A 26,928-nucleotide genomic window follows, 5' to 3' on the forward strand; every position below is an offset into this window, starting at 1 on the left:
GCCCTGCTACTCCGCGCTGGCTTGTTGCACGGTGGCGGCGGCGTCGAGTTGCATGCGCTGCAGTTGAGCGATGGCGTCGAAGCGGCGGCGCAGTTCGGCGGGCAGGGGGATGGCTTCGCTTTGGCGGGCGATTTCCAGCGGGTCCATGTGCACGCCGTTGTCGCGGAACTCCAGGTGCAGGTGCGGACCGGTGGAGGCTCCGGTGGAGCCCACGTTGCCGATGAACTCACCCTGGCTTACGCGCTGGCCGGTGCGCACGCCAATGCGGCTGAGGTGGGCGTAGACGGTGGTCTGGTTGTTGCGGTGGCGAACGTAGATCACGTTGCCATAGCCGCGTTGCACGCCGGCGAATTCGACGGTGCCGTCGCCGATGGTGCGCACGGGCGTGCCGGTGGGGGCGGCGTAGTCCACGCCCAGGTGGGCCTTGCGTTCGCCCGAGATCGGGTGGAAGCGCACGCCGTAGCCGCTGCTCACGCGGGTGAATTCGAGGGGGGACGAGAGGTAGTAGCGGCGTGAGCTCTGGCCGTCGAAGCCGTAGTAGCCGCCCTTGTGCCCGGGCTCTTCGAACCAGACGCCGGCGTGGGTACGGCCGTTGTTGACGAACTCGGCGCTGAGCACGCGGCCCGTGCGCAGGCTTTCGCCGTCGGCTTCCAGGCTCTCGAAGACCACGCTGAAGCGGTCCCCCTGACGCAGGTCGCGGCGGAAGTCGATGTTGCTGGAGAACATCTCGGCCAGTTGCACGGCGACCGAATCGGGGATGTTGGCTTCATCGGTGGCGGCGAACAGCGAGCTGCGGATCACGCCTGAGGCCAGGCGGGCGGAGGCGGTGAGCTGGCCCTGTTCCAGGCGCGAGGCATAGCCGCCACTGGGGGTGGCTTCGACGACAAGGCGCGTGAAGGTGTTGCCTTCGGTGGAGGTCAGCCAGCGCGACGTCAGGCGCAGCAGGCTTTGGCGGTCGGTGGTCTCGACGCTGACCAGGCGGCCGGCGCGGCCGGAGAGCAACTGGCGGGCCGTCGGGTCGCTGCGCAGAAAGGCCTGCGCTTGCGGGTCGACGACGCCCAGGCGCTGCAACAGGCTTTGGGCGGTATCGTCGCGGCGCGTGGTCTCGGTGCGGAACAGCACCAGCGGCTGCACATCGGTCAGGGGTGCGAGGTTGGACTGGATCAGAGCGGGCGTGTCGAGGGCCTCGACGACCTGACGCACGGGCAGGTCGGCGGCATCGGGGGCCAGCGGCGCAATGCCGAAGGCGGTCACACCGGTACCGAGAAGGAGGACACCCAGACCGCCCATGATGCGGCGGGGGTGCCGCGCCAGGCTCTGGCTCGTGGCATCGGCAAAGCGTGCCAGCTGGAGGAGAAGCGGTCGAATCAAAACGGGGGTTCCGGCAAGGGCATGCCCGCAGGCTGCGGGCACAACGCACAAAAAAAGAGCGCTTGAGTCACAACAAGTTCACTCAACCGCCCGGGGGGTGACGAGATGCCCTTGTTATCGTGCAAAAAGCGCGCCAACTAAAATCTGTCACCCTGGCCGCGCAGTATAGCCACTGCGACCCTTTCCGCATTCGAAGAAACGCGTATGAACCCCAGTCCGGAAGAAACCAAAAGTACTCTCTTGAACGATGCCTCGCCGCAAGCGCTGACGGACGGCGTGCGGGAGGCCCTGAGCGTGACCTTGCGCGGGTGCGAAGAATTGATTCCTCAGGCCGACTGGGTCAAAAAATTGTCACGTTCGCAGGCCACCGGCAAGCCGCTGCGCATCAAGCTTGGTCTGGACCCGACGGCGCCCGACATCCACATCGGTCACACCGTGGTGCTCAACAAGATGCGCCAGTTGCAGGATCTGGGGCACCAGGTGATCTTTCTCATCGGGGATTTCACCAGCCTGATCGGCGACCCCTCGGGCCGCAACAGCACCCGTCCCCCGTTGACGGCCGAGCAGATCAAGGCCAATGCCGAGACCTACTACAAGCAGGCCAGCCTGGTGCTGGACCCCGCGCGCACCGAGATCCGCTACAACAGCGAATGGAGCTTGCCCCTGGGCTCCATGGGCATGATCCAGCTGGCCGCCAAGTACACCGTGGCGCGCATGATGGAGCGCAACGATTTTCACCAGCGCTTCACCGCCGGGACGCCCATCAGCGTGCACGAGTTTCTCTACCCGTTGATGCAGGGCTACGACTCGGTGGCGCTGCAGAGCGATCTGGAGCTCGGCGGCACCGACCAGAAGTTCAACCTCCTGATGGGGCGCCATCTGCAGGCCGAGTACGGGCAGGAGCCGCAGTGCATCCTGACCATGCCGCTGCTGGAAGGGCTGGATGGCGTGGACAAGATGTCCAAGAGCAAGAACAACTACATCGGCATCACCGAAGACGCCAACACCATGTTCGCCAAGGTGTTGAGCATTTCGGACACGCTGATGTGGCGCTGGTACACCCTGCTGTCGTTCCAGTCCATGGCGCGGATCGACGCCTTGAAAAAGGCGGTGGACGAGGGGGCGAATCCCAAGGATGCCAAGGTCGCTCTGGCCAAGGAGATCACCGCGCGCTTTCACAGCGCGGCGGCGGCCGACGCCGCCGAGCAGGACTTCATCAACCGCAGCCGGGGTGGCGTGCCGGACGAGATTCCCGAGGTATCGCTGTCGGGCGCGCCGCTGGGTATTGCGGCCCTGCTGAAGTCCGCCGGCCTCGCGCCGTCCACCAGCGAGGCCAACCGCCTCATCGACGGTGGTGGCGTTCGGGTGGACTCCAGTGTGGTCAGCGACAAGGGTCTGAAGCTGGCTGCGGGGGCCTATGTGGTGCAGGTGGGCAAGCGCAAGTTCGCGCGTGTCACGCTGAACCCCTGACGGCCGCCCGTCCGTCCGTCCTGCCTCAGCGCCCGCCGGCTTTCTCCAGCATGGTCACCATCGCGGTGTAGCCGCGCGACCGCGCCAGCGCCAGGGGTGTCTGGCCATTGCGGTCGGTCAGTGCGAGGCTGGCGCCCGCATCGATGAGGGCGCGCAGCGTGGCCTGGTGGCGTGCGCCGCCGTCGCCGAGCACGATGGACTCGATCACGGCGGTCCAGTGCAGGTTGTTCACATGATCCAGTGGCGCGCCAGCCGCAATGAGCTGCCTGACCACGCCGTCGTGGCCCAGGTGGGCGGCGGCGATCAGGGCCGTGCCGTCGTAGCGGCTGGTGGTCTGCCCGGCGCTGGCGCCCAGTGACAGCAGCAGCCGCAGCGTGTCTTCGTCGTCGGCCACCGAGGCGATGGTCACCGCGTCGTAGCGGTCGTTTTCCAGTGCGTTCAGGTCCGCGCCAGCCCGTGCCAGCGCGCGGATCACACTGTGCTGCCGTGCGAAGGTGGCCACATGCAGCGGTGTGCGGCCTCGGTCGTCGCGGGCGTCCAGCATGGCCTTGGACGCACCGGCCACGCGCGCGGCGTCGCCGGTCTGCGCAGCGGCCAGCAGGCCCTGGTACCCCCGGACCTCGGCGGCGCTGGGCGCCACCTGGGCCAGGGCCGGCCCTGCCAGCAACACGGCCAGTGTCAGCGCCAGGGAGGCTCTCATTTCAGAAGGTCCGCCACTTTGGCGATGCCCGCCAGGGCGCATTGTTCGTCCAGATGGCCGCCAGGTGCGCCACCCACGCCCACGGCACCGATGACCTCGTTGCCCACGCGCACCGGCACACCGCCGCCCAGCACCAGGAAGCCGGGAATGTCGACCAGGGTCTGCGCGCCGGGGTTCTTCTGTACGTTCTCCAGCATGGCGCTGGTGTTGGCGCGCGCCGAGGCCGAGGTGAACGCCTTGCCTTGGGCCGCGCCCACGGTATGCGGGCCCGCGTTGTCGGCGCGCTGCAGGGCGCGCAGGGTGCCGGCGCGGTCCACCACGGCGGCGGTCACGTTGTGGTTGTTGGCGGCGCAGGCCGCCACGGTGGCGGCGGCGATCTGGTTGGCCAGTTCCAGCGACATGTTCTTTTCGGTGCGCACGGCTTGTGCGCTGGCGGCGGTGGCCGCCAGGGCGAGGGCGAGGACAGCGTATTTCATGGGTTCTCCGTGGAGGTTCGGTCGCGGTGCGATTCACCGTGGGAGAACTGTAGGAATTCGGGCCCGCCGCGCCCATTCGGGCGGCTACGCGCGGGCTTCCGTAGAACTACGGAGTGGTGCGATCGTCGTTCTCGACCAGCGCCGCGTACCGCCGGATGAGTTGCGCCAGGGACTCGGTCCCGAGCTTGCCGAACAGGTTGGCGCGGTGGGTTTCCACGGTGCGCGGCGACAGGCCCAGGGCGCGGCCGATCTCCTTGTTGGTCAGGCCCTCGACGATCAGGCCCAGCACCTCGCGCTCGCGTTCGGAGAGTTGTGCGTAGCGGTCGCGCGCGGCGCGGTCGGCCTCATGGCGCTGGCGCGAACGCACGTGTTGGCGCACGGCCTGCTGCAGGGCTTCGAGCAAGGCCTCGTCGTTCACCGGCTTTTCGAGGAACTCGGCTGCGCCGGCCTTGAAGGCCCGGCGGCACATGTCCACCGTACCGTGACCGGTGAGCATGATGACGGGCTGGTCCACGCCTTGGGCCACCAGGTGGTCGAGTACCGTCAGTCCGCTGATGCCCGGCATGCGCACGTCCAGCACGATGGCGCCTATGCCCTCGCGGTCGAAGTGGGCCAGGAAGTCCTGCGGGTCGCCCCAGGCTTGCACGCGCAGGCCCACGGTGCCGATCAGCAGTGCCAGGCTTTCGCGCACCGCCTGGTCGTCGTCGATCAGGTGGACGGTGGGGGACAGGGTGTCGCCGCTCATGAGGGGGCGTCCTGCGCCCGAGGCAGGCGCAACCGGAACACGGCGCCGCCCTCGGGCCGGTTGGCTGCCGTCAGCGCACCACCCATGCCTTGCGCCAGCGACTCGCACAGGCTCAGGCCCAGGCCCAGGCCGCCTTCCCGGGTGGAAAAAAACGGCTCGAACAGGCGCGGCAGCACCTCGGGCGCGATGCCCTGGCCGCTGTCGCTCACGCTCAGTTCGGCCTGCTCCTGGCGTGGTGTGAGCGCCAGCACGAGGCGGCGGCGCTCCACGGGCACCTGCTCCAGCGCCTGCAGGGCATTGAGGATCAGGTTGTGCACGATCTGCTCCAGCGCGACCGGGTCGGCCAGCACGTGCAGGGACGCGGGGCCCTGCACCGAGGGCGTCACTTCGCGCCGCCGGCTCTCTGGCTCCAGGAGGTAGAGCGCGTGACGCACCGCGGCGGCCATGTCCACCGCCTGAGCCTGGCCCTCGGAACCGGGCCGTTCGACGGCGCGCCGCAGCCGGCCCAGCACATCGGCGGCGCGCCGGGCCTGTTCCGCCGCCTGTGCCATCGCGCCGCGCGCCGTGGCGAGTTCAGGAGGCTCTTCGGCCAGCAGGCGCTGGGCTGCCTGGGTGTTGGCCAGCACGGCCGTCAGCGGCTGGTTGAGCTCATGGGCCATGCCAGCGGCCAGTTCACCCAGGGCATTGAGGCGGCCGACCTGGCCCAGCCGCAGCAGTTCTTCGGCGCGGCGCTGCTCACTGCGCTGGCGCAGCAGTTGGCGCAGCGCGGTCAGCACCGCCATCACGGCGACCACCCAGGCCAGCATGCGACCCCAGGGCAACTGGTCCCAGCCGATGTTCCGCTGTGCCACCACGTCGAAGGGTTGGCTATCGGCGGCCAGCACCTTGTGAAAACCCAGGCGCCAGCCACCGCCCGGGCCTTCGCCCGGCGCCACACGGCCAGGCTGGATCACATGTACCTGCCCGTCCAGCACCAGCGCCACGCGGACCGGGCTGCCTTCGCGCGGCATGGGCCATTCTTCCCAGGGCACCATGGCGCGCAGGTCGATGGTGAGCGCGTAGCTGGTGGGGGTGGCCGCCAGCACAAGGCGGTAGCGGCCGCCCGGCAGATCGGGTGAGGCCAGCGCGGCGCGGCGGCTCTGGCGCGAGCGCGCCTCGGCCTGTGCCAGAGCCTCGTCGTCCCAGTGCTGGTCCGCATCGCGCCGCTGCACGGCCAGGATCTGCGGGTAGAGCGCGGGCAGCCGCTGTTCGGGCGGCGCTGCCTGCATGCCATCGCGCGCTGGCTGCAGCAGTGCCAGCGTGGACAGGATGGCGTCGTGTTGCACCACCCGCTGGCTCAGCAACCGGTGCACGATGCGCGCATCGGTTTCGAAGAGGGCGCGTTGTTCGTCCAGCCAGCGCTGCGCGAGCCAGGCGGCGCCGGCCAGTGCCACCGCCAGGCCAGCGGGCACCCACCACCAAGAGCTCTGCCAGGAACGCTGTCGCATGCGGCGGATTCTGGCACGCCATCAGCCGGCACAATGGGGGGCATGACACCCGCCACCACCCGACTCCTCACGCCCAAGCGCCTGCTCATGGCCTCGATCGTGGTGGCCATCATCACCATCACGCTCAAGACCCTGGCCTGGGTGGTCACCGATTCGGTGGGCCTGCTGTCGGACGCGATGGAATCCCTGGTCAATCTGGCCAGCGCGGTGTTCGGTCTGGTGATGGTGACCGTCGCGGCGCGTCCAGCCGACGAAGACCACCCCTACGGCCACCACAAGGCCGAGTACTTCTCATCGGGCTTCGAGGGCATCCTCATCATCGCGGCGGCGCTGGGCATCATCTGGGCCGCCGGGCACCGTCTGCTGGATCCGCAGCCGCTGGAGCAGGTGGGTTGGGGGCTGGCGTTGTCGGTGGTCAGCTCGGCGCTCAATGGCGTGCTGGCCTGGGTGATGCTGCGCGCAGCGCGGGAGCACCGCTCCATTGCCCTGGAGGCCGACGCCAAGCACCTGTTCACCGACGTCTGGACCTCTGTGGGTGTGGTGGTGGGCATTGGGCTGGTGTATTTCAGCGGCTGGCTCTGGCTCGACCCGCTGATCGCCATGGCGGTGGCGGCCAACATCCTCAAGGAAGGTTTTCATCTCATGTGGCGGTCGTCGCAGGGGCTGATGGACGAGGCCCTGGAGCCCGAGGTGATGGCCACCATTCAGCAGACCCTCGATGGGTTCACCGGCTCGGGCGACAAGGCCCCGATCATCCGCTTCGATCACGTCAGTTCTCGGCGGGCCGGCCAGCGCCGCTTCGTCGACCTGCACATGCACATGCCGGCCTCATGGTCGCTGGGGCGGGCCGCGGCGGTGCGCACCAGCGTCGAGCAGGCACTGATGAGCGCAGTCCCGGGCCTGCGCGCCTCCATCCAGTTGCTGCCCAGCGACGTGGAGGCGCACTTCTACGACGAGCGCGACCTGAAATGATCGCCCTGCTGCAGCGCGTGTCCGAGGCGCGCGTGGACATCGACGGCCATACCGCAGGCGCCATTGGCGCGGGCCTGCTGGTGCTGCTGTGCGCCGAGCCGGACGACACCGAAGCCGTGGGCGAGCGGATGCTGGCCAAGATCCTGAAGCTGCGCATCTTTGGCGACGAGGCGGGCAAAATGAACCGCAGCGTGCAGGACGTGGGCGGCGGCCTGCTGATCGTGAGCCAGTTCACCCTGGCGGCCGACACCCGCGGCGGCAACCGGCCGGGCTTCACCGGCGCAGCGCCCCCCGCGCTGGGCGAAGCGCTCTACGACGCATTCCTCGCGGCCGCGCGCCAGGCGCATCCCGTGGTGGCCAGTGGGCGCTTTGGCGCCGACATGAAGGTTCACCTTGTGAACGACGGACCGGTCACCATCCCGCTGCGCATGGCCTGAGTCAGGCGTATGGGTCGGGCTCGCCCAGGCCCGCCAGGATCTCGGTCTCTCGCGCCTCCATCGCATTCGCATCGGCCTCGCTGGTCTCGTGGTCCCAGCCTTGGGCGTGCAGCGTGCCATGCACCAGCAGATGGGCGTAGTGCGAGGCCAGTGGCTTCTTCAGGGCGGCGGCTTCGCGGGCCACGACCGGGGCACAGAGCACCAGATCGGCCATCACCACCGGATCGTCGGCGTAGTCGAAGGTCAGCACGTTGGTGGCGTAGTCGCGGCCGCGGTAGTCGCGGTTGAGGGTCTGGCCCTCTTCGGCATCGACGATGCGCACCGTGATCTCGGCATCACGCGCCAGCGCATGGCGTATCCATCGCCGCACCGCGTGGCGCGGCAGGGCGGCCCGGTGAGCGTGGGCGTCGGCCAGTTCACCGAACTGAAGGGACAGGCTGAGGGCAGGCAGGGCCATGGCGGAGGATCAGGGGGCGGGAAGGGCGCGGCAGTCGGCCAGCAGCGGGCGTTCACGCGCGGTGTGGTCGGCCGCCATGAAGTTCAGGAAACCTTCGCTGCCCTTGGTGTACCAGCGTAGGCTGTGCTGTTCGTCCAGGGCGATGTAGCGCGCGCCCGAGGCGGCAGGGCGGTTCTGCAGCAGCGCGGTGCGGCCACCGTGGTGGAGCGCGGCGAAGGCCGTGCCATCGGTCAGGTTGAGATAGACCACGTCGAGTTCGGTGCCCCCTTGGCAGCGGTAGCGCACCGTCTGGCTGCTGAAACTGTCGGCGAACACCGTCTGGCCGCTGGGTGCGGGCGTCTTGTCGGCGCCTGGCAGTTTGAGGGCGCAGCCTCCGGCCAGCGTGACGGTGGCGGCCAGCACGGCAACGGTGCCTGGGGCGGTGGAGCGACGGGGCATGGGTCCTCCTGGCGGATGGGTGGTGTGCTCAGGGGGCTGCGCTGCGCCGCGCGCGCCGTGTGGGCGCCACGTCGGCAGTGGGGCGCTGCGCGTCGTACGCGTCCACGATGCGCGCCACCAGCGGGTGGCGCACCACGTCGACGCTGCTCAGGCGGGTGATGGCGATGCCTTGCACCCGCTTGAGCACGCGCTCGGCGTCGATCAGGCCGCTGAGCTGGGTGGGCGGCAGGTCGATCTGGCTCACGTCACCCGTCACCACCGCCTTGGAGCCGAAGCCGATACGGGTGAGGAACATCTTCATCTGTTCGGGCGTGGTGTTCTGTGCCTCGTCCAGGATCACGAAGGCGTGGTTGAGCGTGCGCCCGCGCATGAAGGCCAGGGGCGCGATCTCGATCTGCTGGCGCTCGAAGGCCTTCTGCACCTTGTCCGCGCCCATCAGGTCGTAGAGCGCGTCGTACAGTGGGCGCAGGTAGGGGTCGACCTTCTGGCCCAGGTCGCCAGGCAGAAAGCCCAGCTTCTCGCCGGCTTCCACCGCCGGCCGGGTGAGCACGATGCGCTGCACCGCGCTGCGCTCCAGCGCATCGACCGCGCAGGCCACGGCCAGGTAGGTCTTGCCCGTGCCGGCCGGGCCGATGCCAAAGGTGATGTCGTGCGTGGCCATGTTCTCCAGGTAGCGCGCCTGGTTGGGCGTGCGCCCGCGCACCTCGCCGCGCCGCGTCTGCATGGCCAGGGCGTCCTCGCCGGGCGCGGCCAGGGCGGTGTCGCCGCTGAGCATGAGCTGGACCTGCTCAGCCGGTATGGGGCGCCGTGCCATCTCGTAGAGTGCCTGCAGCACCTCCAGGGCCTGGGTGGCCCGGGCCTTGGGGCCTTCGATGCGGAACTGCTCGAAGCGGTGTGCCACCTTGACCTGCAGGGCGGCCTCGATACTGCGGATGTGGCTGTCCATGGGGCCGCAGAGGTTGGCCATGCGCCCGTTGTCGGGCGGGGTGAAAGTGTGTCTGAGAATCAAGCCGATAATTCCGCCAAAGGAAAACCCGATGATAGGCAAGTTGACCGGCATCCTGCTGGAGAAGAACCCGCCCCAGATCCTGGTGGACTGCCACGGCGTGGGCTACGAGGTGGACGTGCCCATGAGCACCTTCTACAACCTGCCTGCCAGCGGCGAAAAGGTGGCCCTGCTCACCCACTTCGTGGTGCGGGAGGACGCGCAGATCCTCTACGGCTTCGGCACGGCGGCCGAGCGCGAGGCGTTCCGCCAGCTCATCAAGATCAGCGGCGTGGGACCACGCACCGCGCTTTCCGTGCTCTCGGGCATGAGCGTGGCCGACCTGGCCCAGGCGGTGAGCGCCCAGGAGAGCGGCCGCATCATCAAGGTGCCGGGCATCGGCAAGAAGACCGCCGAACGCCTGCTGCTCGAACTCAAGGGCAAGTTGGGTGCCGACCTGGGCCCGGCCGGTGGCGCGGCCACGCACAGCGACGCGCAGAACGACATCCAGCAGGCGCTCATGGCCCTGGGCTACAGCGACAAGGACGCCACCGCTGCGCTCAAGGCACTGCCGAAAGACGTGGGCGTGAGCGATGGCATCAAGCTGGCGCTCAAGGCGCTGGCCAAGTGAGCATGCGATGAGCATCCAGACCGACGACTTCACCCCCGCGCCGCGCGTCGTCTCGGCCAGTGCCGCTTCGCCCAAGGAAGAGGCCATCGAGCGCGCGCTGCGCCCCAAGTTGCTGGACGAGTACGTGGGCCAGCAGAAGGTGCGCGAGCAACTGGAGATCTTCATCGGCGCGGCGAAGAAGCGCAGCGAGGCGCTGGACCACGTGCTGCTGTTTGGCCCGCCCGGTCTGGGCAAGACCACGCTCTCGCACATCATTGCCCAGGAGCTGGGCGTCAACCTGCGCCAGACCAGCGGGCCGGTGCTGGAGAAGCCCAAGGACCTGGCGGCACTGCTGACCAACCTGGAGCCCAACGACGTGCTCTTCATCGACGAGATCCACCGGCTCAGCCCGGTCGTCGAAGAGATTCTGTACCCCGCGCTGGAGGACTACCAGATCGACATCATGATCGGCGAGGGGCCGGCCGCGCGCAGCATCAAGCTGGATCTGCAGCCGTTCACCCTGGTGGGCGCGACCACGCGCGCGGGCATGTTGACCAACCCGCTGCGCGACCGTTTCGGCATCGTGGCGCGGCTGGAGTTCTACACCGCCGAGGAGCTGGCGCGCATCGTGCGGCGCAGCGCCGGCCTGCTGGGAGCGCCGATGGAGGAGGCTGGTGGTTTCGAGATCGCGCGCCGCTCGCGCGGCACGCCGCGCATCGCCAACCGGCTGTTGCGCCGTGTGCGCGATTTCGCCGACGTCAAAGGCTCGGGCACCATCACGCTGGACATCGCCAGCCGCGCGCTGGCCATGCTCGACGTCGACCCGCAGGGCTTTGACCTCATGGACCGCAAGCTGCTGGAGGCGGTGATCCATCGCTTCGATGGCGGGCCGGTGGGGCTGGACAACATCGCGGCCAGCATCGGCGAGGAGCGCGACACCATCGAAGACGTGATCGAGCCCTATCTGATCCAGCAGGGTTTTCTGCAGCGCACGCCGCGTGGACGCATTGCCACGCTGGCGGCCTACCGGCACCTGGGTGTGGCGGCGCCACAGAGCGGCGCCAGTGAACTGTTCGGCGACTGATCCCGGCTGCGTTTCCAGGGTCACGCGTGAAGACATCCTGGCCCTGGTCGCTTTGCCTCGTGGTGGCGCTCAACGCGGGCATCTGGCTTTTCAACGTGGGCGACGGCCTCAGCCCGTGGCGGCCGACATCGGCCGAGCTGTTCGCCTGGGGCGCGAACTCCGCTTCGGCCGTCGTGCAATACCACGAGTACTGGCGGCTGCTGAGCGCCCCCGTGCTGCACGCGGGCGTGGTGCACCTGCTCATCAACATGACGGCGCTCTGGGTGGTGGGGCGGCAGGTATGCCCATGGCTGGGCAATGGCGCGGTCCTGCTGATCTGTGGTGGTTCGGCCCTGGTGGGCAGTGCGGCCAGCCTGCACGCCGCTTCGCGCTACGCCGTTTCGGTCGGCGCCTCGGGGGCGGTGTTTGGCCTGGTGGGCGCGCTGCTCGTCGGTCTGGTCGTGCGGCCTGGTTTGCGGCGTGCGCCTTTGCTGGCCGGTCTGGCCGGGATGCTGGTGCTGGTGGTGGCCCTGGCGCTGACAGGGCGCGGCGGCGACCACGCCGCCCATGCCGGCGGGCTGGTGGGCGGGGCGGCCATGGCCTGGCTGCTCTCTGGCCGCACGCGCATGCGCTCCCTGTCCGCGCTGGGTTTGCTGGCGCTGATGGTGGGCGGTCTGGTGGCGGGCGCCTCACCCGGGGTGGACCACCACCGCACACTGGATGCCCAACTGGCGCTGGACGCGCTGCAGCCGCGCCGTGAGCAGGCCGAGCGGGCGTTGCGAGCAGATGTGGAGGCCGCTCGGCTCGGCCAACTGAGCGATGCGGAACTCGCGCAAGCCATGGCTCAGCGCCACATCCCGGCTTTCCAGGCTCTGGTGGAGGGGCTGTTCCAGGTGCGCCTGCGCGGCAGCCTGCCCGGCGTGTCCGACCTGCAGGAGCACTACGCCATCCGTGAAGAGATGATGGTGATGGAAGTCGGTCAGGTCCGTGGCACGCTGGATCCCGGCTATGCGCGCCAGCGCATGGCGGAACTCAGGCAGCGGCTGCAGACCGTGCGCGCGCGGCTGGATCAGGCCACCGCCGAATCCACGCCCAGCCGCTGAGCTTGCACGGCGTCCTCGGGTGGGCGTGTGCGCAGCAGCCCGGCCACGATCAGGCACTGCGCCGCGTAGTAGGTGGTGAGCACCCAGAAGCCCGGTACGGGCAGTGGCGCGACGAAGCGGTTGACCGCCAGCAAGGCATCGCTGGCCATGAAGCACAGGGCGCCGAAGGCCACCATGCGGGACGGGGTGTCGCGCAGCACCATGGCCCGTCCCAGGGCCTGGGCTGCCATCAGCGAGATGGCCGCCACATACGCGGCCACCGGCGCGCGCAATCCGGTGGGCAGGCCGCTCTGCCACAGCACCACCAGCATGGCCAGCGCCAGGGCCAGCACCCACGCCAGCGCCTGGCGACTGGGCAGCCAGCCGACGCCGCCTTGCCGGAACAGCGCGATGTAGGCCAGATGGGCCAACAGGAACGCCGCCAGGCCGGCAATGAAGTGGCCAGGCAGCATCAGAAACACGTCGCCCGCGAGCGAGGCCGCCAGGGCGGCGAGCAACCAGGGTGCGATGCCGCGCAGGCGTCGGGGTGCCTCGCGCCAGGCCGAGACCACCACCGCCAAGGCCACCAGCATGGTCAGCGGCTTGAAGACGAGGTGCAACACCGTCCAGCCCAGTGCCGAGCTGGCCATGGCCAGCGCCGCGCATTCGATCAGCAGCGCTTCGCCCATGCGGATGCGGCCTTGCATCACGGCCCCCAGGGCCCACTGCGCGGCCAGCAACACGGTGAAGACCACGCCGCTGCGCCACAGCGGCCAGGTATCGGCCAGCCAGAGAAAACCCGCCACGCCGGCCAGCAATGCGAGGAATTGCACCGCCGCGAACACCCGCACGCCGCGGCCCATGGGCGGTGCGAAACGCTGCACGCGTGCCATGTCGAACGCCGCCGACGGGAAACGGGCCGCGACGTCCGCCGGACGCCAGCCCGGGGGCTTGAACCAGACGCGCAACTTGTCGCGCCAGCGGCGCGTGTGCCAGGCGTCGCGCAACAGGCTCCAGTACACCTCGGCGTTGGCCCACAACGGGTCCCAGCTGTCCAGCGGCTTGCGCGTGCCATAGACGCAGCGCTCGTCCTCCTCGCGGAAACTGCCGAACAGCCGGTCCCAGACGATGAGGATGCCGCCGTAGTTGCGGTCCAGGTATCGGTCGTTCACCGCGTGGTGCACGCGGTGATTGGACGGGCTGCAGAACCAGCGGTCGAACCAGCCCAGCTTGCCCACCTGTTCGGTGTGCACCCAGAACTGGTAGAGCAGGTCGATCAGCGCCACCACGCCAAACACCAGCGGCGGCACGCCGGCCACCGCCATCGGCAGGTAGAAGATCCAGCCCAGCAGCGCACCCGAACTGGTCTGGCGCAGCGCGGTTGAGAGGTTGTAGTCCTGACTCTGATGGTGCACCACGTGGGCGGCCCAGAACACGGCGCACTCGTGCCCGGCGCGGTGCAGCCAGTAGTAGCAGAAGTCGTAGAACACCAGCGCCAGCAGCCAGCCGGCCCAGGAGGTCCAGAAGGCCTCGCCGGGTCCGATGGCGACGTGCGCATAGACCAGGGTGTACAGGCCTATTCGCAGCAGGCGGGTGAACACCGCGCTGATCTGGCTGAGCATGCCCAGGCCGATGCTGGTGATGGCGTCGTCGAGCCGGTAGGTGTTGCGCCGCCGGCGCAGGCCCGTCACGTACTCGATGGCGATCAGCGCCAGGAACACCGGCGTGGCCAGCACGATGATCTGGCTGGGGCTCATGGGGTGGCGCTGGCGAGGGCGGAGAAGGGCATGCGGCATTGTGGCGGTGGCCCCGTTGGCGCGGTGCTGGCGTCAACCCGTACGTGACAGAATCGGGCATGCCTGCCTCGCTGCCGCCGCCCGCCGCGACCGCCCCGGAAAGCGCCACCACCGCGCTTTACCGCGCTGCGCTTGGCCCGGTGAACACCGGTGACTACCTGCCGCTGTTCGCGCGTTTCGACGAAGCCGGCCGCGCCGGCCCGGCCTGGAACTGGGCCGCCGCGCTCATCACGCTCAACTGGCTGGTGTTTCGCCAGCTATGGATGGCGGCCCTGGTCTACGTCGCCTGTGCCGAAGGCCTGGCCTTGCTGGTTATCGGCCTGGGCCGCAACGTCCTGCATTGGCCGGCCGCGGTGGAGTGGGGCGTGCTGGGCGCCTTGCTGGTGCTTTGCGTGGCCATTCCCGGTGCGTATGGCAACGCCTGGTTGCATGCGGACGTGCGGCGTCGGATGACGCGCGCGGTGCGTGAAGCGCGCACCGTGAAAGAGGCTTGCACCGCCCTCCAGCGGCAGGCCAGCACCGGGCGGCGGCTGTGGGCGCTGGTGGTGCTCAACCTGTTGCTTGTGGTGGCGCTCCTGGTGGGTTACCGCGCGGTCGAAGCGTTGCGCGCCGGCCCGGAGGACGCAGCGCCCCCGTCAGAGAACTCGGTGACCGGGTCGGTGCAGGAGCAGGTGGCCGCGCCGCAGGCAGAGCCCGATGCCTCGGCGCTGGCCACGCCCTCGGCGGAGGTGGCCGAGGACGCGCCAGCAGCCTCTGCGCCCGATGCCGGCGTGCCTCCCGCAGAGCCAGCGGCTTCGGAGCCCTTGACGACCGTGGAGACCGAGCCTGCGCCCGCCGAGGCTGAACCGAAGTCCGCTCCGAAACCCATTCTGGCGCCACCGACGCCCTCGCGCACCGAGCGGGTGCCGGCCGCGCAACAGGGCTTCGTCATCAACGTCGGCCTGTTCGCCGACCCCGCCAACGCCGAGAAGGCCCATGCCCGCCTGCTCGAAACCGGCTTGCCCGCCAGCCTGCAGGTGCTGGACATGCCCAAAGGCCCCCGCACCCGCGTGCGCGCCGGCCCCTTCACCGACCGGCCCGCAGCCGAAGCCGCTGCCGAGCGCATACGCGCACTGGGCCTCGAAGCACAGATCACCAGCCCCTGACCCGCGAAGCGGCGGAGCGTGGGGGCGACGGACCCCGCCGCCGGGCCGCCCCAAGGCGGGGTCAGCCCCCTCGGGGGGCAGCGACCCGCGCAGCGGTGGAGCGTGGGGGCGACGGACCCGCCGCCGGGCCGCCCCAAGGCGGGGTCAGCCCCCTTGGGGGGCAGCGACCCGCGAAGCGGCGGAGCGTGGGGGCGAGGGACCCCGCCGCCGGGCCGCTCCCAAGGCGGGGTCAGCCCCCTCGGGGGGCAGCGACCCGCGCAGCGGCGGAGCGTGGGGGCTACACCCTCACCACACCGCGCCGCGCGCATCGACGGAGACGATGCGCTCGACGTGTCCTGCGGCCAGGCCGCCGCGCACGCCGACCATGAAGTCGTGCAGGTTGACGGTGGGGTCGCAGTGGCCTGGCACCAGCCAGACGGTCTCGCCCGGTTCGGGCAGGGCGGTGCCGGCGCCGCCGGTGCGAAGCAGGCCGTGCTCGTCGCCGCCGTTGCCGTAGCGCAGGCCGCCGGGGAACCAGACCGCGGGCAGGCCGCTGTCGATGGCATGGCTCTTGTGGCCGGCATCGCACACGGCATGCTGGGCGCTGCGGCTCATGACCTGGCTCTTGACGAACAGGGCATGTTCGAACACCGGTGCCTGCGGCGCGGGTTCGTTGAGTGCGTAGTCGGCGTCCATGAACAGGTAGGAGCCAGCCTGCAGCTCGCCCCAGACCCGGCTGGACGATTCGAGCACGAAGGTGCCGGTGCCGGCACCGGTGATGAGGGGCACGGAGAACCCCCCGGCCTGCAGGCGCTCGCGTGCCCGCGCCGCCGTCCAGGCGGCCTCGCCAATGGCCTGGGCCCGCTCGGCCGCGGTGCGCCGGTGCTGGGCGCTGCCATGGTAGGCCTGCAGGCCTGCGAAATGCAGCACCGGGTTGGAGAGGATGCGGTGCGCCAGCACCAGGGCCGTCTCGCCCGGTGGCACGCCGCAGCGGCCATGGCCGACGTCGATCTCCACGTAGACGTCCACCTTGTGTTCCTCGCGCACGCCCGCATCCGTGAGGGCGTCGGCCAGTCGCTCCACGCCCAGCGCGCTGTCGACCACCAGGCCAAAGCGGGTGGGCAGGTGGCGCACCGCCTGCGCCAGGCGGCGCAGCTTGGGCGGCGCCAGCACTTCGTTGGTGATCAGCACGTCGTGCACGCCGCCGTGCGCCATGACCAGAGCTTCCTCGGTCTTCTGCACGCACACGCCGACGGCGCCGTGTGCGATCTGCAGCCGTGCCAGTTCCACGCTCTTGTGCATCTTCGCGTGCGGCCGCAGGCGCAGCCCGCGCTCGCTGGCAAAGGCCGCCATGCGCGCGAGGTTGCGGTCCATCGCGTCCAGGTCGATCACCAGGGTGGGCGTGTCGATGGCGGCCACGCCCTGGCCGATCCATTCCCGCGCGATCTGCCAGCGGCTGGCGGGTTCAGGTGGTGTGTTCATCGAGGGCGCTTCCGGACTCGGTCTGAAGGTGTTGGGTGTCCGCCCAGCCCACCAGGCTCAGGCCCTCGGGTGACCAGAGCAGGCGGTTGATGGCGGTGTTGGGCAGTTCCCAACTGCGCGGCGCCTGCAGTTCCAGGCGTGTGGCGGCGCGGTAGAGGATATCGAGCACACCGCCGTGCGCCACCATCAGGACTTGTTCGCCCGGGTGGCGCGCGGCCAGTTCCAGCACCGCGGGGATCACGCGCCGTTGCAACTGTTGCAGCGATTCGCCGCCCGCGGGCGCGAAATCGGGCATGCGCTTGCGCCAGGCCAGCGCCTCGGTGGGCCAGCGCGCTTCCAGCTCGGCCCAGGTGTGGCCCTCGAACTGGCCGAAATGGCGCTCCCGCAGCCCGCGGTGGGTGGACACCGCCATGCCTTTGACGCGGGCCACCGCATCGGCGGTCTCGAAGGCGCGGCCCAGGTCGCTGGCGTAGATGGCCGAGATCGGTTCGTCCTGCAGCGCCGTCGCCAGCCGCCGGGCTTGCCAGCGGCCATGCTCGTTGAGCGCGATGTCGGTGTGGCCCTGGATGCGCGTGGCGCGGTTCCAGGCGGTTTCACCGTGGCGAACGGCCAGGATGCGGGTGATCTGCAACGGGTTTCCTGCGGGATGGATGAACGGTCAGAGCGGGACTGTAGCGGTTTGCGGACAGGCTGCAAACGGATGCGGAGTCGCTCCGGCGTTGCGACACAATTCATCCCCATGACACCGACTCCGCCCGACGCGGATTTTTCCACCCTTTTCAACTTCCTGCCGATAGGGGCCTACCGCAGTTCCCCGGACGGTCAGATGCTCCGGGCCAACCAGGCGCTGGTGGCGCTCAATGGCTACCGCACCGAGGCCGAGCTCATACAGGGCGTGAAGGACATTGCCGTCGAGTGGTACGTCGACCCGGTGCGCCGCGCCGAGTTCCGTCGCCTGCTGGAGCGCGACGGCTATGTGCGTGGATTCGTCTCGGAGATCTACCGTCACCGCACGCGCGAACGGGTCTGGATCAGCGAGAACGCGCACGCGGTGCGCGGTCCACATGGCGAGCTGCGGTTCTACGAAGGCACGGTGGAGGACATCACGCCGCTGGTGCGGCACCAGAAGGCGCTGCACGACAGCGAGGAAAAGCTGCGGCTGGTCACCTCGCAGATGCCGGGCATGGTGTATTCGGTCTTTGTCACACCAGACGGCCGCCGGCGCTACGACTATGTAAGCCCGGGTGTGCGCGAGATCTATGGCCTGGAGCCCGAGGACCTGCTGCGCGACCCGCTGGTGGCTTCGCGCTACCGCCATCCTGAGGACGTGGCGCTGTTGGAGCAGGACATGCAGCACATCCGCAAGGGCGAGCCCGTGGACCTGGGCGGCGAGTTTCGCATCGTCATGCCCGATGGCCGCATCAAGTGGGTGCTGCGCCGCTCCTACACGGTGTCCAGCGACGAGGAGGGCACCCACCGCGTCGGCGTGCTGCTCGACATCACCGCGCGCAAAGAGGCCGAGGCGGCCCTGCACGCGAGCGAACGCCTGTGGAAGCTGGCGCTGGAGAGTGCCGGCGACGGTGTCTGGGACTGGAACGTGCAGACCGGCGAAGGCTTTGTCTCACCGGGCATCCGGGCCATGCTGGGGTTTGACGACGAGGTCGACCCGGACATGGAGGCGCTTACGCATCCGGACGACGTGGCCCAGATGCAGGCCGATCGCCAGGCCCATTTTGAAGGCCGCATGCCCAGCTACCGCAACGAGCACCGCATCCGGTGCAAGGATGGCACCTGGAAGTGGGTGCTTTCGCGCGGCATGGTCATCTCGCGCGACGAAGACGGCAAACCGCTGCGCATGGTGGGCACGCACACCGACATCACCGAGGTGAAGCTGGCCGAGGCGCAGCACCGCGCGCTGGAGGTGCAGTTGCGCGAATCGCAGAAGATGGAGGCCATCGGCACGCTGGCCGGTGGCGTCGCGCACGATTTCAACAACCTGCTGGCGGCCATCCTGGGCAACCTGGTGCTGGCGCGCGAGGACGTCGGGCCCCACCATCCTGCGCAGGAGAGCCTCACCGAGATCAACCGCGCGGCCATCCGGGCCCGCCAGTTGGTGCAGCAGATCCTCACGTTCAGCCGGCGGCAGACGCAGGAGATGGTGCGCCAGCCGCTGACGCCGCTGGTGGAGGAGGCGCTGGGGCTGATGCGTTCGCTGCTGCCGGCGGGCGTCCGCCTGATGACGCGTCTGCCCGGGCGCGGCCTGCCGGTGCTGGCCGACGCCACGCAGATGCAGCAGGTGCTCATGAACCTGTGCACGAACGCCTGGCAGGCCATGGACGGACGCCCCGGGGAAATCACCGTGGCCTTGCGCGAGGCGCAGGTGGACCCGGCCCAGGCCCTGCAGCTCGGAGGGCTGCCCGCCGGGCTCTACGCCTGCCTGAGCGTGGCCGACAACGGCCAGGGTATGGACGAGGAAACCCAGCGCCGGATCTTCGAGCCGTTCTTCACCACCAAGGCGCCTGGCGTGGGTACCGGCCTGGGTCTGGCGGTGGTGCATGGCATTGTCAAGGCGCACCGTGGCGCCATCCAGCTCCACAGCCGCCCGGGTGAAGGCACCCGCTTCGACGTTTTCCTGCCGCTGGCGCCGCTGTCGACAGACAGGGACTCGCTCAGTGCCGTGCCTTCTCCGCCCCCCTTGGGCGCGGGAGACCTGGTCGCGACGGACCGGCATGTGATCTACATCGACGACTACGAAGCGTTGGTGTTCCTGGTGGGCCGGCTGCTGCGCAAGCACGGTTACCGCGTCAGCACCTTTGACAATGGCAGTGCGGCGCTGGCATGGCTGCGCGCCCATCCGCAGGAGGCGGTGGACCTGGTGGTGACCGACCAGAACATGCCGGGTATGGCGGGCGTGGACGTGGCGCGCGCCGTGCGCGCACTGCGGCCGGCATTGCGGGTCGCGATCGTCTCCGGCCACGTCAACGACCGCCTGCTGGCCGATGCCGCCTCGGCTGGCGTGTGCGAGGTGCTGGGCAAGCAGGACAGCATGGACGCCCTGAGCGAGGCGATCCGCGGACTGCTGGAGCGCTGAGCGCGTAAGGCCGCTCAGCGCGGGACTTCGATGTCCACCTGGCGCAGCCCGTCCGGTGGCGTGGGGAAGCCCCGCAGGGCCGCATCCAGCATCGCCGACCACAGGCCGTTGGAGCTGTTCCAGCGGCCATCGTGCGCCGCACGGGTTTCGTAGACCACCTGGCCGCTGGCGGCATGCCGGACCACGATGGAGACCTGTCGCTTGTAGTAGGGCGACTCCATGCGCATGAAGACCGGCGCCCAGATCACCTGGCCGGTACCGGTGACGATGTAGTCCCGGCCTGGAATGCCGAAGCCCGGTCCGAAGCCGCGCCAGCCGTCGTACGGGTCCTCCCAGGGTGCGCGGGGCAGCCGCAGCGTGGCGGCGTTCACCTGCACCGTCCATGGGGCGGCGGCCATGCCTTCGGCGCGCGTCCAGCCGACCTTGGCCAGCGCCAGCGCGGTGAGGTTCTCCAGTTCGTCCTGCCCGGTGACACCGGGGCCCTGGGTCTGCGAGGGCAGGCGCTCGAAGCGGTAGATCTGCGGCGCCTGTGGCACCGCCGCAGGCGCACTGGCGCCGGGCCGGTCGCTCCAGCGGGCGAAGCTCTGTACCTGGTTGTCCACCAGGTACACGCTGGCGCAGCCGCTCAGGGCGACCATCGCCACCGCGGCCAGCAGACCGCGGAGCCAGCCGAGGCCAGCGGGTTGGGTGCTTGCTTGTTTCATGGATGGGCCTCCAGCGCGGCGGGGCATCCCGGTTTCAGCAGGCCTCGGGCGTTGTCGCCGCAATCGGTATGACCCCGCGCTGCGCGGTGGCGTTCCCGGTCTTTACAGACGGGTCGGCCAGCGCCGGTTCGGGCAGAGGCTCATGGTCGAAGGCCTTGTCGCCGTTCTCATCGGCCTCGCCGGTGGCGCGCAGCGCCGTGAAGGGGTGCAGGTCGCGGTCCATCAGGTGGCTGGGCACCACGTTCTGCAGCGCGGTGAACATGTTCTCCACACGGCCGGGGAACTTCTTTTCCCAGTCCTGCAGCATCAGGCTCACCTGCTTGCGCTGCAGGTTGTCCTGGCTGCCGCACAGCGTGCAGGGGATGATGGGGAACTGCCGGATCTCGGCCCAGCGAGCGAGGTCACGCTCGGGCACGTAGGCCAGCGGGCGGATCACCACATGGCGGCCGTCGTCGCTCACCAGCTTGGGGGGCATGCCCTTGAGCTTGGCACCGAAGAACATGTTGAGCAGCACCGTCTGCAGGATGTCGTCGCGGTGGTGTCCCAGCGCGATCTTGGTGGCGCCCAGTTCGCTGGCCACGCGGTAGAGGATGCCGCGGCGCAGCCGGCTGCACAGGCTGCACATGGTCTTGCCCTCGGGGATCACGCGCTTGACGATGGAGTAGGTGTCCTGGTTCTCGATGTGGAAGGGCACGCCGAGCCGGGTCAGGTAGGCCGGCAGCACGTCGGCAGGGAAGCCGGGTTGCTTCTGGTCCAGGTTGACCGCGATGATCTCGAAGCGCACCGGCGCGCGCGCCTGCAGCTTCTGCAGGATGTCCAGCAGGCCGTAGCTGTCCTTGCCGCCGGAGAGGCAGACCATCACGCGGTCGCCCTCCTCGATCATGTTGTAGTCGACGATGGCGCGGCCGACCTCGCGGCACAGGCGCTTTTCCAGCTTGTGGTTTTCGAATTCGATGTCCATGGGTGAATGCGGGCAGCGCGGCGGAATCCACTCCGCCGGGACAAGCATGGTACCCGCAGGCGTCAGAACGTGGCCAGGGTCGCCACCACCGTGGCCGACATGGCCAGCGTGGCCAGCCAGCCCAGCCAGCGCAGGCGTCGGCCGATCACGTGCTCGCCCATGGTCTGCCGCCGGCTGGCCAGCAGCATCATCACGGCCATGATGGGCACCGCGATCACGCCATTGAGCACCGCGGCCCAGAACAGTTCGCGCACCGGGTCCATGGGGGTGAAGCAGAGGACCACGCCACCCACCGTGGCGGCCGAGATCACCCCGTAGAAGGCCCGGCCTTCGCCCTTGTCCAGGCGGGCGCTGAGCGTGCCGCTCCAGCCGGCGGCCTCGGCCACCGCGTAGCCGGCCGAGCCGGCCAGCACCGGCACGGCCAGCAGCCCGGTGCCGATGATGCCCAGGCTGAACAGCAGGAAGGTGAAGTCGCCGGCCAGGGGGCGCAGGGCCTCGGCGGCCTGGGCCGACGTCTGGATGCTGGTGATGCCCGCCGCATGCAGCGTGGCGGCCGTGCTCAGGATCACGAAGAAGGCGATCAGGTTGGAGAACCCCATGCCGATCAGGGTGTCCAGACGGATGCGCCGCAGGTGGCGGCGCACGCTGGCGCGTGAGTGTGGCGGCCCGTCGCGTGTGTCCTCCATCTCCTGCGCGGCCTGCCAGAAGAACAGGTAGGGGCTGATGGTGGTGCCGAACAGCGCCACCACCATCAGCAGGGCTTCGTTGCTCAGGTTCAGCCGTGGCAGCACCAGTTCGCGCAGGACGGCCCACCAGTCCAGGCGCACGGTGAACACCACCGCCACGTAAGCCAGCAGCGCCAGGGTCAGCCACTTGAGGCCCCGCACATAGGTGCGGTAGGGCAGGAAGACCTGCAGCAGCAGGCTGACAACGCCGAAGCCCGCGGCGTACAGGTGGGTCGAGCCGCCGATCAGCAGGCGCAGCGCCTCCGCCATGGCGGCGATGTCGGCCGAGATGTTGAGCGTGTTGGCGACCACCAGAAGACCCACCGTGAGCAGCAGCACGCTGCGCGGAAAGGCGTCGCGGATGTTGGCCGCCAGGCCCTTGCGCGTGACGTGGCCGATGCGCGCGCTGATGACCTGGATGGCCGCCATCAGCGGCAACGTGAACACCACCGTCCAGAGCAGGGAGAAACCAAACTGCGCGCCGGCCTGGGAGTAGGTGGCGATGCCGCTGGGGTCGTCGTCGGCGGCACCCGTGATCAGACCTGGGCCGAGCTGGCGAAGCCCCTTGTTCAGCCTGGCCCGCAGCGCCGCTGGCTTCATGCGGGTCGGCCGGCGGGCCCGTTGGTCACCACTGGCCGCTTTCCATGCGGATGGCGACCTCGCAGTCCTCGAAGATCTCCAGCTTGGCGATCTTCACCCGCACGCCGATCACGCCGGGCAACTGCATGAGCCGGCGCGTGAGCTTGCCGATCAGGCTCTCCAGCAGGTTGACGTGCTCGGCGGTGCATTCGTCGATGATGATCTGGCGGACCTTGCGGTAGTCCAGCACATGGCCGATGTCGTCGTCGTGCGGCATCAGTGGCTGCGTGCCCTGGTTGAGCTCGGCGTCCACCTGGATCGGTTGCGGCGAGGATTTCTCGTGGTCGAGGATGCCCAGATTGGCATTGAAGCGCAGGCCGCTCAGGGTAAGGATCTGGGTGCCCGCGTAGGTCAGGGACTTCGGCATGGTGCGCTCACATCAGGGAGAAGTCGCGCTCGAAGCGCATGAGGTGCTGGCCGCCGTCCACCAGCAGCGTGGTGCCGGTGAGGGAGCCGTTGGTCAGCGCGAAGGCCACGGTGGCCGCCACATCCTGCGGCGTGGACGAGCGGCCCAGCGGGGATTGCCGGTGCAGTTCGGCGAACCTGTCGTCGCTGAGCAGGTGACTGGTGAGCGTGAGACCGGGGGCGACGCCGACCACCCGCAGGCGCGGCGCCAGCGCCAGCGCCAGCATGGTGTTGGCGGTTTCCAGGGCGGCCTTGGACAGCGTGTAGCTGAAGAAGTCCGGGTTCAGGTTCCAGAGTTTCTGGTCCAGCAGGTTGACCACCACACCCTCGCCGTCGCGCGCCTCCAGGTGGGCATGCAGCGCCTGCGCCAGCAGGATGGGCGCGCCGGTGTTGGCGCGCAGGTGGGCGTCCAGCGCGGCGAAGCCGAAGGTCTGGGCGCTGTCGTGCTCGAAAGTGGAGGCGTTGTTCACCACCGCGTCCACCTGGCCGAAATGCGCCGCCACGGCAGGCAGCAGCGCGCGCACCGAGTGCTCGTCGGCCAGGTCGGCCTGGAAGGTGGCTGCGCTGTCCGCCCTGCCGCTCAGCGCGTTGCAGTCCTCGGCCGTCTGCTGGGCTTCGGCCTGGGAGTGCCGGTGGTGCACCGCGACGTTCCAGCCCGAGCGGGCCAGCAGCAGCGCGATCTCGCGGCCCAGGCGCTTGCCGGCGCCGGTGACGAGGACCGTGCGCGGGGTGGTGGAAGGGGCGGGGGCGGTACTCGACATGAAGGACAATCCGGGGGTGCGGACCCCCATGGCCAATGACCCCGAGAGTGTAGCGAGCCCCCTGCTGGCGCGGGTGCGCGAGGCCATCGTGCAGGCCGGCGGCTGGATCGGCCTGGACACCTTCATGGCACTGGCCCTCTACGAGCCCGGCTTGGGCTACTACGCGGGGCGCGCGCGCCAGTTCGGCCACCTGCCGCAGGACGGCAGCGACTTCGTCACCGCGCCCGAACTCACGCCGCTGTTTGGCCGCACGCTGGCGCGCCAGGTGGCGCAGGCGCTGCAAGCCACCGGCACCGACGAGATCTGGGAATTCGGGGCCGGATCGGGCGCGCTGGCCCTGCAGGTGCTGGATGCCCTGGCCGCGAACGGCCAGCCGCCCGCACGCTACACCATCGTGGATGTCTCGGGCAGCCTGCGCCAGCGGCAGCGCGAGACCCTGGCCCCGCACGCCGGCCGCGTGCACTGGGCCGACGCGCTGCCCGACCGCATGGCCGGCGTGGTGCTGGGCAACGAGGTGCTGGATGCGATGCCGGTGCAACTGCTGGCCCGGGTCGGCGGCGCGTGGCATGAGCGCGGCGTCGCGCTGGACGGCGCCGGCCGCCTGGCCTGGGCCGATCGCCCCACCACATTGCGGCCGCCGGTCGAGGTGCCAGGCGAGCACGACTACCTGACCGAGATCCACCCCCAGGGTGAAGCCTTCGTTCGCACCCTGGCCGACCGCCTTGGGCGCGGCGCGGCGTTCCTCATCGACTACGGTTTTCCCGAGGCCGAGTACTACCATCCGCAGCGCGCCATGGGCACCCTGGTCTGCCACCGCGGCCACACCAGCGACGCCAACCCCCTGGCCGAGGTGGGTGAGAAGGACATCACCGCCCACGTCAACTTCACCGGCGTGGCCCTGGCCGCGCAGGACGCCGGCCTGGCCGTGCTGGGCTACACCAGCCAGGGCCGTTTCCTCCTCAACTGCGGGTTGGTGGAGGAGGCCCGCGATGCCGGTGTGCGGGACAACGCGCTGATGCAGAAGCTCGTGAACGAGCACGAGATGGGCGAACTCTTCAAGGTACTGGCGCTGGCGCCAGCCGCCAGCAGCACGGGCTGGGTGCCCATGGGCTTCATGGCCGGCGACCGTACCCACCGTCTGTAGGCGTTGCCATGATCCGCTGGATGCTCGTCATCTTCCTGGCCTTGCTGCTCATCAGTTGGTTCACACCGCTGCTGCAGAAACTGGGCTTTGGCAAGCTGCCCGGGGACTTCCGCTTCCGCGCCTTCGGGCGCGAATGGTTCCTGCCCTTCACCACCACCATCGTGCTCAGCTTCGTGGCCAGCCTCATTGGCCAGCTCATCTGAGCATACCCAAGGGAGTGTCTTGAAGCGGGAGGGAACAGCCCCATCTGCGCTGGAAATCCCTTCCGGAGCCGTTCATGAATGCCGATGCCCCGCTGCACGTCGTCTGTCCCCATTGCCACACCACCAACCGGGTCGCCGCGGACGCCCTGGTGCAGGCGCCGGATTGCGGCAAGTGCCACCAGCCCTTGTTCGAAGGCCATCCCGTGGCGCTGGACGAAGCCGCGTTCGAGAAACACGTCGCCCGATCGCAGTTGCCGGTGCTGGTGGATTTCTGGGCCGCCTGGTGCGGCCCCTGCCGCATGATGGCGCCGCAGTTCGAGGCCGCCGCCCGCGAACTGGAGCCCCGGGTGCGCCTGGCCAAGGTGGACACCGAGCAGGCCCAGGCGCTGGCCACGCGCCTGCAGATCCGCAGCATCCCCACGCTGGCGCTGTTCGTCGGTGGCCGCGAGGTGGCGCGCCAGCCCGGCGCCATGGGCGCGGCCGACATCGTGCGCTGGACGCGCTCGCACCTGCGCGGCTGAGCCGGACCCGGCAGCAACCCAGCACCCACGCGGGTTGATCCGGCCGGTGCCGGTGCCGCGCGGTATGGTCGGGGCCATGTCCGTCGCGCCACACCCCTCTCCTTCCCTCCCGTCCCAAGGACGCGGCCGCCTGCTGGCCGATATCGGCGGTACCCACGTCCGCTTTGCCTGGCAGGACGCCTCCGGGGCCCCGATCGAACACGTCAGCGTGCTGCGCGTCGCGGAGCAGGCCTCGCTGCAGGACGCGCTACGCACCTATCTGGCCGGCCTGCATGGGCGGCGCCCGAGTGAGGCCGCGTTTGCCATGGCCAACCCGGTCACGGGCGACGAGGTGCGCATGACCAACCACCACTGGGCGTTCTCCCAGGCCGCGCTCAAGGCCGAGTTCGGCCTGCAGTCCCTGCGCGTGCTCAACGACTTCACCGCCCTGGCCCTGGCGCTGCCGCACCTGGCGCCCGACGAACTTCGCCAGGTGGGAGGCGGCTCTGCGCGCGTGGACGCCGCCATCGGCCTGGTTGGGCCGGGCACTGGGCTGGGCGTCTCGGGCCTGCTGCCCGATGGCCGCGGCGGCTGGGTGCCGCTGCAGGGCGAGGGCGGGCATGTCACCCTGCCGGCGGCCACGCGGCGTGAGCGGCTGGTCATGGATGCACTGGTGCGGCGCCATGGCCACGCCTCCGCCGAGCGCGTGGCCAGCGGCATGGGCTTGCTGGACACCTTCGAGCTGCTTTGCGAGGCCGACGGTGCGGACACGGCAGGGCTGGACAGCGCGGCCGCCGTCAGCGGCGCGGCGATGGCAGGACGGCACCCGCAGGCCGTGGAGGCGTTGGATATGTTCTGCGCCGTGCTCGGCGCGGTGGCCGGCAACCTGGCGCTCACGCTGGGTGCGCAGGGTGGCATCTATATCGGTGGCGGCATCGTGCCCAGGCTGGGCGACTGGCTGGACCGTTCGCCGTTCCGCAGCCGCTTCGAGGCCAAGGGGCGCTTCGAGACCTACCTCGCGTCCATTCCGGTGTGGGTGATCACGGCGAGCCAGTCACCGGCTTTGCTGGGTGCAGCGCGCGCGCTGGACCGGCGCTGAG

28 protein-coding genes are annotated in these 26,928 nt (G+C 69.6%); 12 read left to right on the plus strand and 16 right to left on the minus strand.

Features of this window, described 5'->3' with window-relative positions:
• Positions 1-6: 6 nt before the first annotated feature.
• Positions 7-1,371 carry a M23 family metallopeptidase gene (locus KIT53_RS10625; RefSeq protein WP_297751837.1) on the minus strand — a complete coding sequence of 455 codons (1,365 nt, stop codon included), beginning with the start codon at positions 1,369-1,371 and terminating at the stop codon, positions 7-9.
• 204 nt (positions 1,372-1,575) lie between these two features.
• Here KIT53_RS10625 and tyrS point away from each other — a divergent pair, with 204 nt between their 5' ends.
• On the plus strand, positions 1,576-2,841 hold the full coding sequence (tyrS, locus tag KIT53_RS10630; protein ID WP_297751839.1) for a tyrosine--tRNA ligase: 1,266 nt from the start codon (positions 1,576-1,578) through the stop codon (positions 2,839-2,841).
• A gap of 25 nt (positions 2,842-2,866) precedes the next feature.
• Here the strand turns inward: tyrS and KIT53_RS10635 are convergent, their stop codons facing one another.
• From KIT53_RS10635 to KIT53_RS10650, 4 genes are all read right to left on the minus strand, one after another.
• Positions 2,867-3,541, minus strand: coding sequence for an ankyrin repeat domain-containing protein (locus KIT53_RS10635; RefSeq protein ID WP_297751842.1), 675 nt, complete (start codon positions 3,539-3,541; stop codon positions 2,867-2,869).
• Entirely contained in the window at positions 3,538-4,017 is a 480-nt protein-coding gene (locus KIT53_RS10640; RefSeq protein WP_297751846.1) for a heme-binding protein, read from the minus strand. The genes KIT53_RS10635 and KIT53_RS10640 overlap by 4 nt, the downstream gene beginning before the upstream one ends.
• 106 nt (positions 4,018-4,123) lie before the next feature.
• Positions 4,124-4,762, minus strand: coding sequence for a response regulator (locus KIT53_RS10645; protein WP_297751848.1), 639 nt, complete (start codon positions 4,760-4,762; stop codon positions 4,124-4,126).
• A complete protein-coding gene (locus KIT53_RS10650; protein ID WP_297751850.1) occupies positions 4,759-6,249 on the minus strand; it encodes an ATP-binding protein in 1,491 nt (496 codons plus the stop codon). The genes KIT53_RS10645 and KIT53_RS10650 overlap by 4 nt, the downstream gene beginning before the upstream one ends.
• 42 nt (positions 6,250-6,291) lie before the next feature.
• Here KIT53_RS10650 and KIT53_RS10655 point away from each other — a divergent pair, with 42 nt between their 5' ends.
• Complete coding sequence (locus KIT53_RS10655) at positions 6,292-7,221, plus strand: cation diffusion facilitator family transporter (protein ID WP_297751852.1); 930 nt, start codon at positions 6,292-6,294, stop codon at positions 7,219-7,221.
• Positions 7,218-7,658, plus strand: a complete 441-nt coding sequence (gene dtd, locus KIT53_RS10660; RefSeq protein WP_297751854.1) for a D-aminoacyl-tRNA deacylase — start codon at positions 7,218-7,220, stop codon at positions 7,656-7,658. The genes KIT53_RS10655 and dtd overlap by 4 nt, the downstream gene beginning before the upstream one ends.
• Position 7,659: 1 nt before the next feature.
• Here the strand turns inward: dtd and ybeY are convergent, their stop codons facing one another.
• Genes ybeY through KIT53_RS10675 form a run of 3 tightly spaced genes read right to left on the minus strand, consistent with a single transcriptional unit; the run spans position 7,660 to position 9,520 of the window.
• Entirely contained in the window at positions 7,660-8,115 is a 456-nt protein-coding gene (gene ybeY / locus KIT53_RS10665) for an rRNA maturation RNase YbeY (RefSeq protein ID WP_297751858.1), read from the minus strand.
• Positions 8,116-8,124: 9 nt separating this feature from the next.
• On the minus strand, positions 8,125-8,553 hold the full coding sequence (locus KIT53_RS10670; RefSeq protein ID WP_297751861.1) for an MliC family protein: 429 nt from the start codon (positions 8,551-8,553) through the stop codon (positions 8,125-8,127).
• 28 nt (positions 8,554-8,581) lie between these two features.
• Positions 8,582-9,520, minus strand: coding sequence for a PhoH family protein (locus KIT53_RS10675; protein ID WP_297751864.1), 939 nt, complete (start codon positions 9,518-9,520; stop codon positions 8,582-8,584).
• Positions 9,521-9,590: 70 nt separating this feature from the next.
• On the opposite strand from KIT53_RS10675, the gene ruvA reads away from it, so the two are divergent.
• The 3 genes from ruvA to KIT53_RS10690 are packed head-to-tail and all read left to right on the plus strand — an operon-like array spanning position 9,591 to position 12,314.
• Positions 9,591-10,169: a Holliday junction branch migration protein RuvA gene (gene ruvA / locus KIT53_RS10680; protein ID WP_297751867.1), complete on the plus strand. Its 579-nt coding sequence runs from the start codon at positions 9,591-9,593 to the stop codon at positions 10,167-10,169.
• A 7-nt stretch (positions 10,170-10,176) separates the two neighbouring features.
• Positions 10,177-11,232, plus strand: coding sequence for a Holliday junction branch migration DNA helicase RuvB (ruvB, locus tag KIT53_RS10685; protein ID WP_297751870.1), 1,056 nt, complete (start codon positions 10,177-10,179; stop codon positions 11,230-11,232).
• Between the two features lie 26 nt (positions 11,233-11,258).
• Positions 11,259-12,314 (plus strand): rhomboid family intramembrane serine protease, encoded by a 1,056-nt coding sequence (locus tag KIT53_RS10690; RefSeq protein ID WP_297751873.1) that lies wholly within the window; start codon positions 11,259-11,261, stop codon positions 12,312-12,314.
• Here the strand turns inward: KIT53_RS10690 and KIT53_RS10695 are convergent.
• The gene (locus tag KIT53_RS10695; RefSeq protein ID WP_297751876.1) at positions 12,281-14,050 is read right to left on the minus strand and encodes a lysoplasmalogenase family protein; all 1,770 of its coding nucleotides are present in this window, start codon (positions 14,048-14,050) and stop codon (positions 12,281-12,283) included. The genes KIT53_RS10690 and KIT53_RS10695 overlap by 34 nt on opposite strands.
• A gap of 98 nt (positions 14,051-14,148) precedes the next feature.
• On the opposite strand from KIT53_RS10695, the gene KIT53_RS10700 reads away from it, so the two are divergent.
• Positions 14,149-15,234 carry an SPOR domain-containing protein gene (locus KIT53_RS10700; protein ID WP_297751881.1) on the plus strand — a complete coding sequence of 362 codons (1,086 nt, stop codon included), beginning with the start codon at positions 14,149-14,151 and terminating at the stop codon, positions 15,232-15,234.
• A gap of 285 nt (positions 15,235-15,519) precedes the next feature.
• Here KIT53_RS10700 and KIT53_RS10705 read toward each other — a convergent pair whose 3' ends face one another.
• Both KIT53_RS10705 and KIT53_RS10710 read right to left on the minus strand, forming a co-directional pair.
• On the minus strand, positions 15,520-16,695 hold the full coding sequence (locus tag KIT53_RS10705; RefSeq protein WP_297751884.1) for a DSD1 family PLP-dependent enzyme: 1,176 nt from the start codon (positions 16,693-16,695) through the stop codon (positions 15,520-15,522).
• Complete coding sequence (locus KIT53_RS10710; RefSeq protein WP_297751887.1) at positions 16,679-17,326, minus strand: histidine phosphatase family protein; 648 nt, start codon at positions 17,324-17,326, stop codon at positions 16,679-16,681. Before KIT53_RS10710 ends, KIT53_RS10705 begins: the two co-directional genes overlap by 17 nt.
• Before the next feature lie 108 nt (positions 17,327-17,434).
• On the opposite strand from KIT53_RS10710, the gene KIT53_RS10715 reads away from it, so the two are divergent.
• Entirely contained in the window at positions 17,435-19,786 is a 2,352-nt protein-coding gene (locus KIT53_RS10715; protein ID WP_297751890.1) for a PAS domain-containing protein, read from the plus strand.
• A 14-nt stretch (positions 19,787-19,800) separates the two neighbouring features.
• On the opposite strand, the gene KIT53_RS10720 is transcribed toward KIT53_RS10715, so the two are convergent.
• The 5 genes from KIT53_RS10720 to KIT53_RS10740 form a co-directional block, all read right to left on the minus strand.
• Positions 19,801-20,490 (minus strand): DUF4136 domain-containing protein, encoded by a 690-nt coding sequence (locus KIT53_RS10720; RefSeq protein ID WP_297751925.1) that lies wholly within the window; start codon positions 20,488-20,490, stop codon positions 19,801-19,803.
• A 34-nt stretch (positions 20,491-20,524) separates the two neighbouring features.
• Positions 20,525-21,451, minus strand: coding sequence for a tRNA 2-thiocytidine(32) synthetase TtcA (gene ttcA / locus KIT53_RS10725; RefSeq protein WP_297751928.1), 927 nt, complete (start codon positions 21,449-21,451; stop codon positions 20,525-20,527).
• 62 nt (positions 21,452-21,513) lie between these two features.
• Positions 21,514-22,776, minus strand: coding sequence for a divalent metal cation transporter (locus tag KIT53_RS10730; RefSeq protein WP_297751931.1), 1,263 nt, complete (start codon positions 22,774-22,776; stop codon positions 21,514-21,516).
• 25 nt (positions 22,777-22,801) lie between these two features.
• A complete protein-coding gene (locus tag KIT53_RS10735) occupies positions 22,802-23,182 on the minus strand; it encodes a dihydroneopterin aldolase (RefSeq protein WP_297751934.1) in 381 nt (126 codons plus the stop codon).
• A gap of 7 nt (positions 23,183-23,189) precedes the next feature.
• On the minus strand, positions 23,190-23,981 hold the full coding sequence (locus KIT53_RS10740) for an SDR family oxidoreductase (RefSeq protein ID WP_297751937.1): 792 nt from the start codon (positions 23,979-23,981) through the stop codon (positions 23,190-23,192).
• A gap of 28 nt (positions 23,982-24,009) precedes the next feature.
• Between KIT53_RS10740 and KIT53_RS10745 the strand changes: the two genes are divergently transcribed.
• The 4 genes from KIT53_RS10745 to KIT53_RS10760 all read left to right on the plus strand — a co-directional run bounded on the left by KIT53_RS10745 (position 24,010) and on the right by KIT53_RS10760 (position 26,927).
• The gene (locus tag KIT53_RS10745) at positions 24,010-25,125 is read left to right on the plus strand and encodes an SAM-dependent methyltransferase (protein ID WP_297752250.1); all 1,116 of its coding nucleotides are present in this window, start codon (positions 24,010-24,012) and stop codon (positions 25,123-25,125) included.
• Between the two features lie 8 nt (positions 25,126-25,133).
• Complete coding sequence (locus tag KIT53_RS10750; protein WP_297751939.1) at positions 25,134-25,328, plus strand: DUF2905 domain-containing protein; 195 nt, start codon at positions 25,134-25,136, stop codon at positions 25,326-25,328.
• Positions 25,329-25,402: 74 nt separating this feature from the next.
• Positions 25,403-25,849 (plus strand): thioredoxin TrxC, encoded by a 447-nt coding sequence (gene trxC, locus KIT53_RS10755; protein WP_297751942.1) that lies wholly within the window; start codon positions 25,403-25,405, stop codon positions 25,847-25,849.
• A 76-nt stretch (positions 25,850-25,925) separates the two neighbouring features.
• Positions 25,926-26,927: a glucokinase gene (locus KIT53_RS10760; RefSeq protein WP_297751946.1), complete on the plus strand. Its 1,002-nt coding sequence runs from the start codon at positions 25,926-25,928 to the stop codon at positions 26,925-26,927.
• Position 26,928: the final 1 nt, after the last annotated feature.

It is taken from the genome of Hydrogenophaga sp. (assembly GCF_026125785.1).
Classification (GTDB): Bacteria; Pseudomonadota; Gammaproteobacteria; order Burkholderiales; family Burkholderiaceae_C; genus Hydrogenophaga.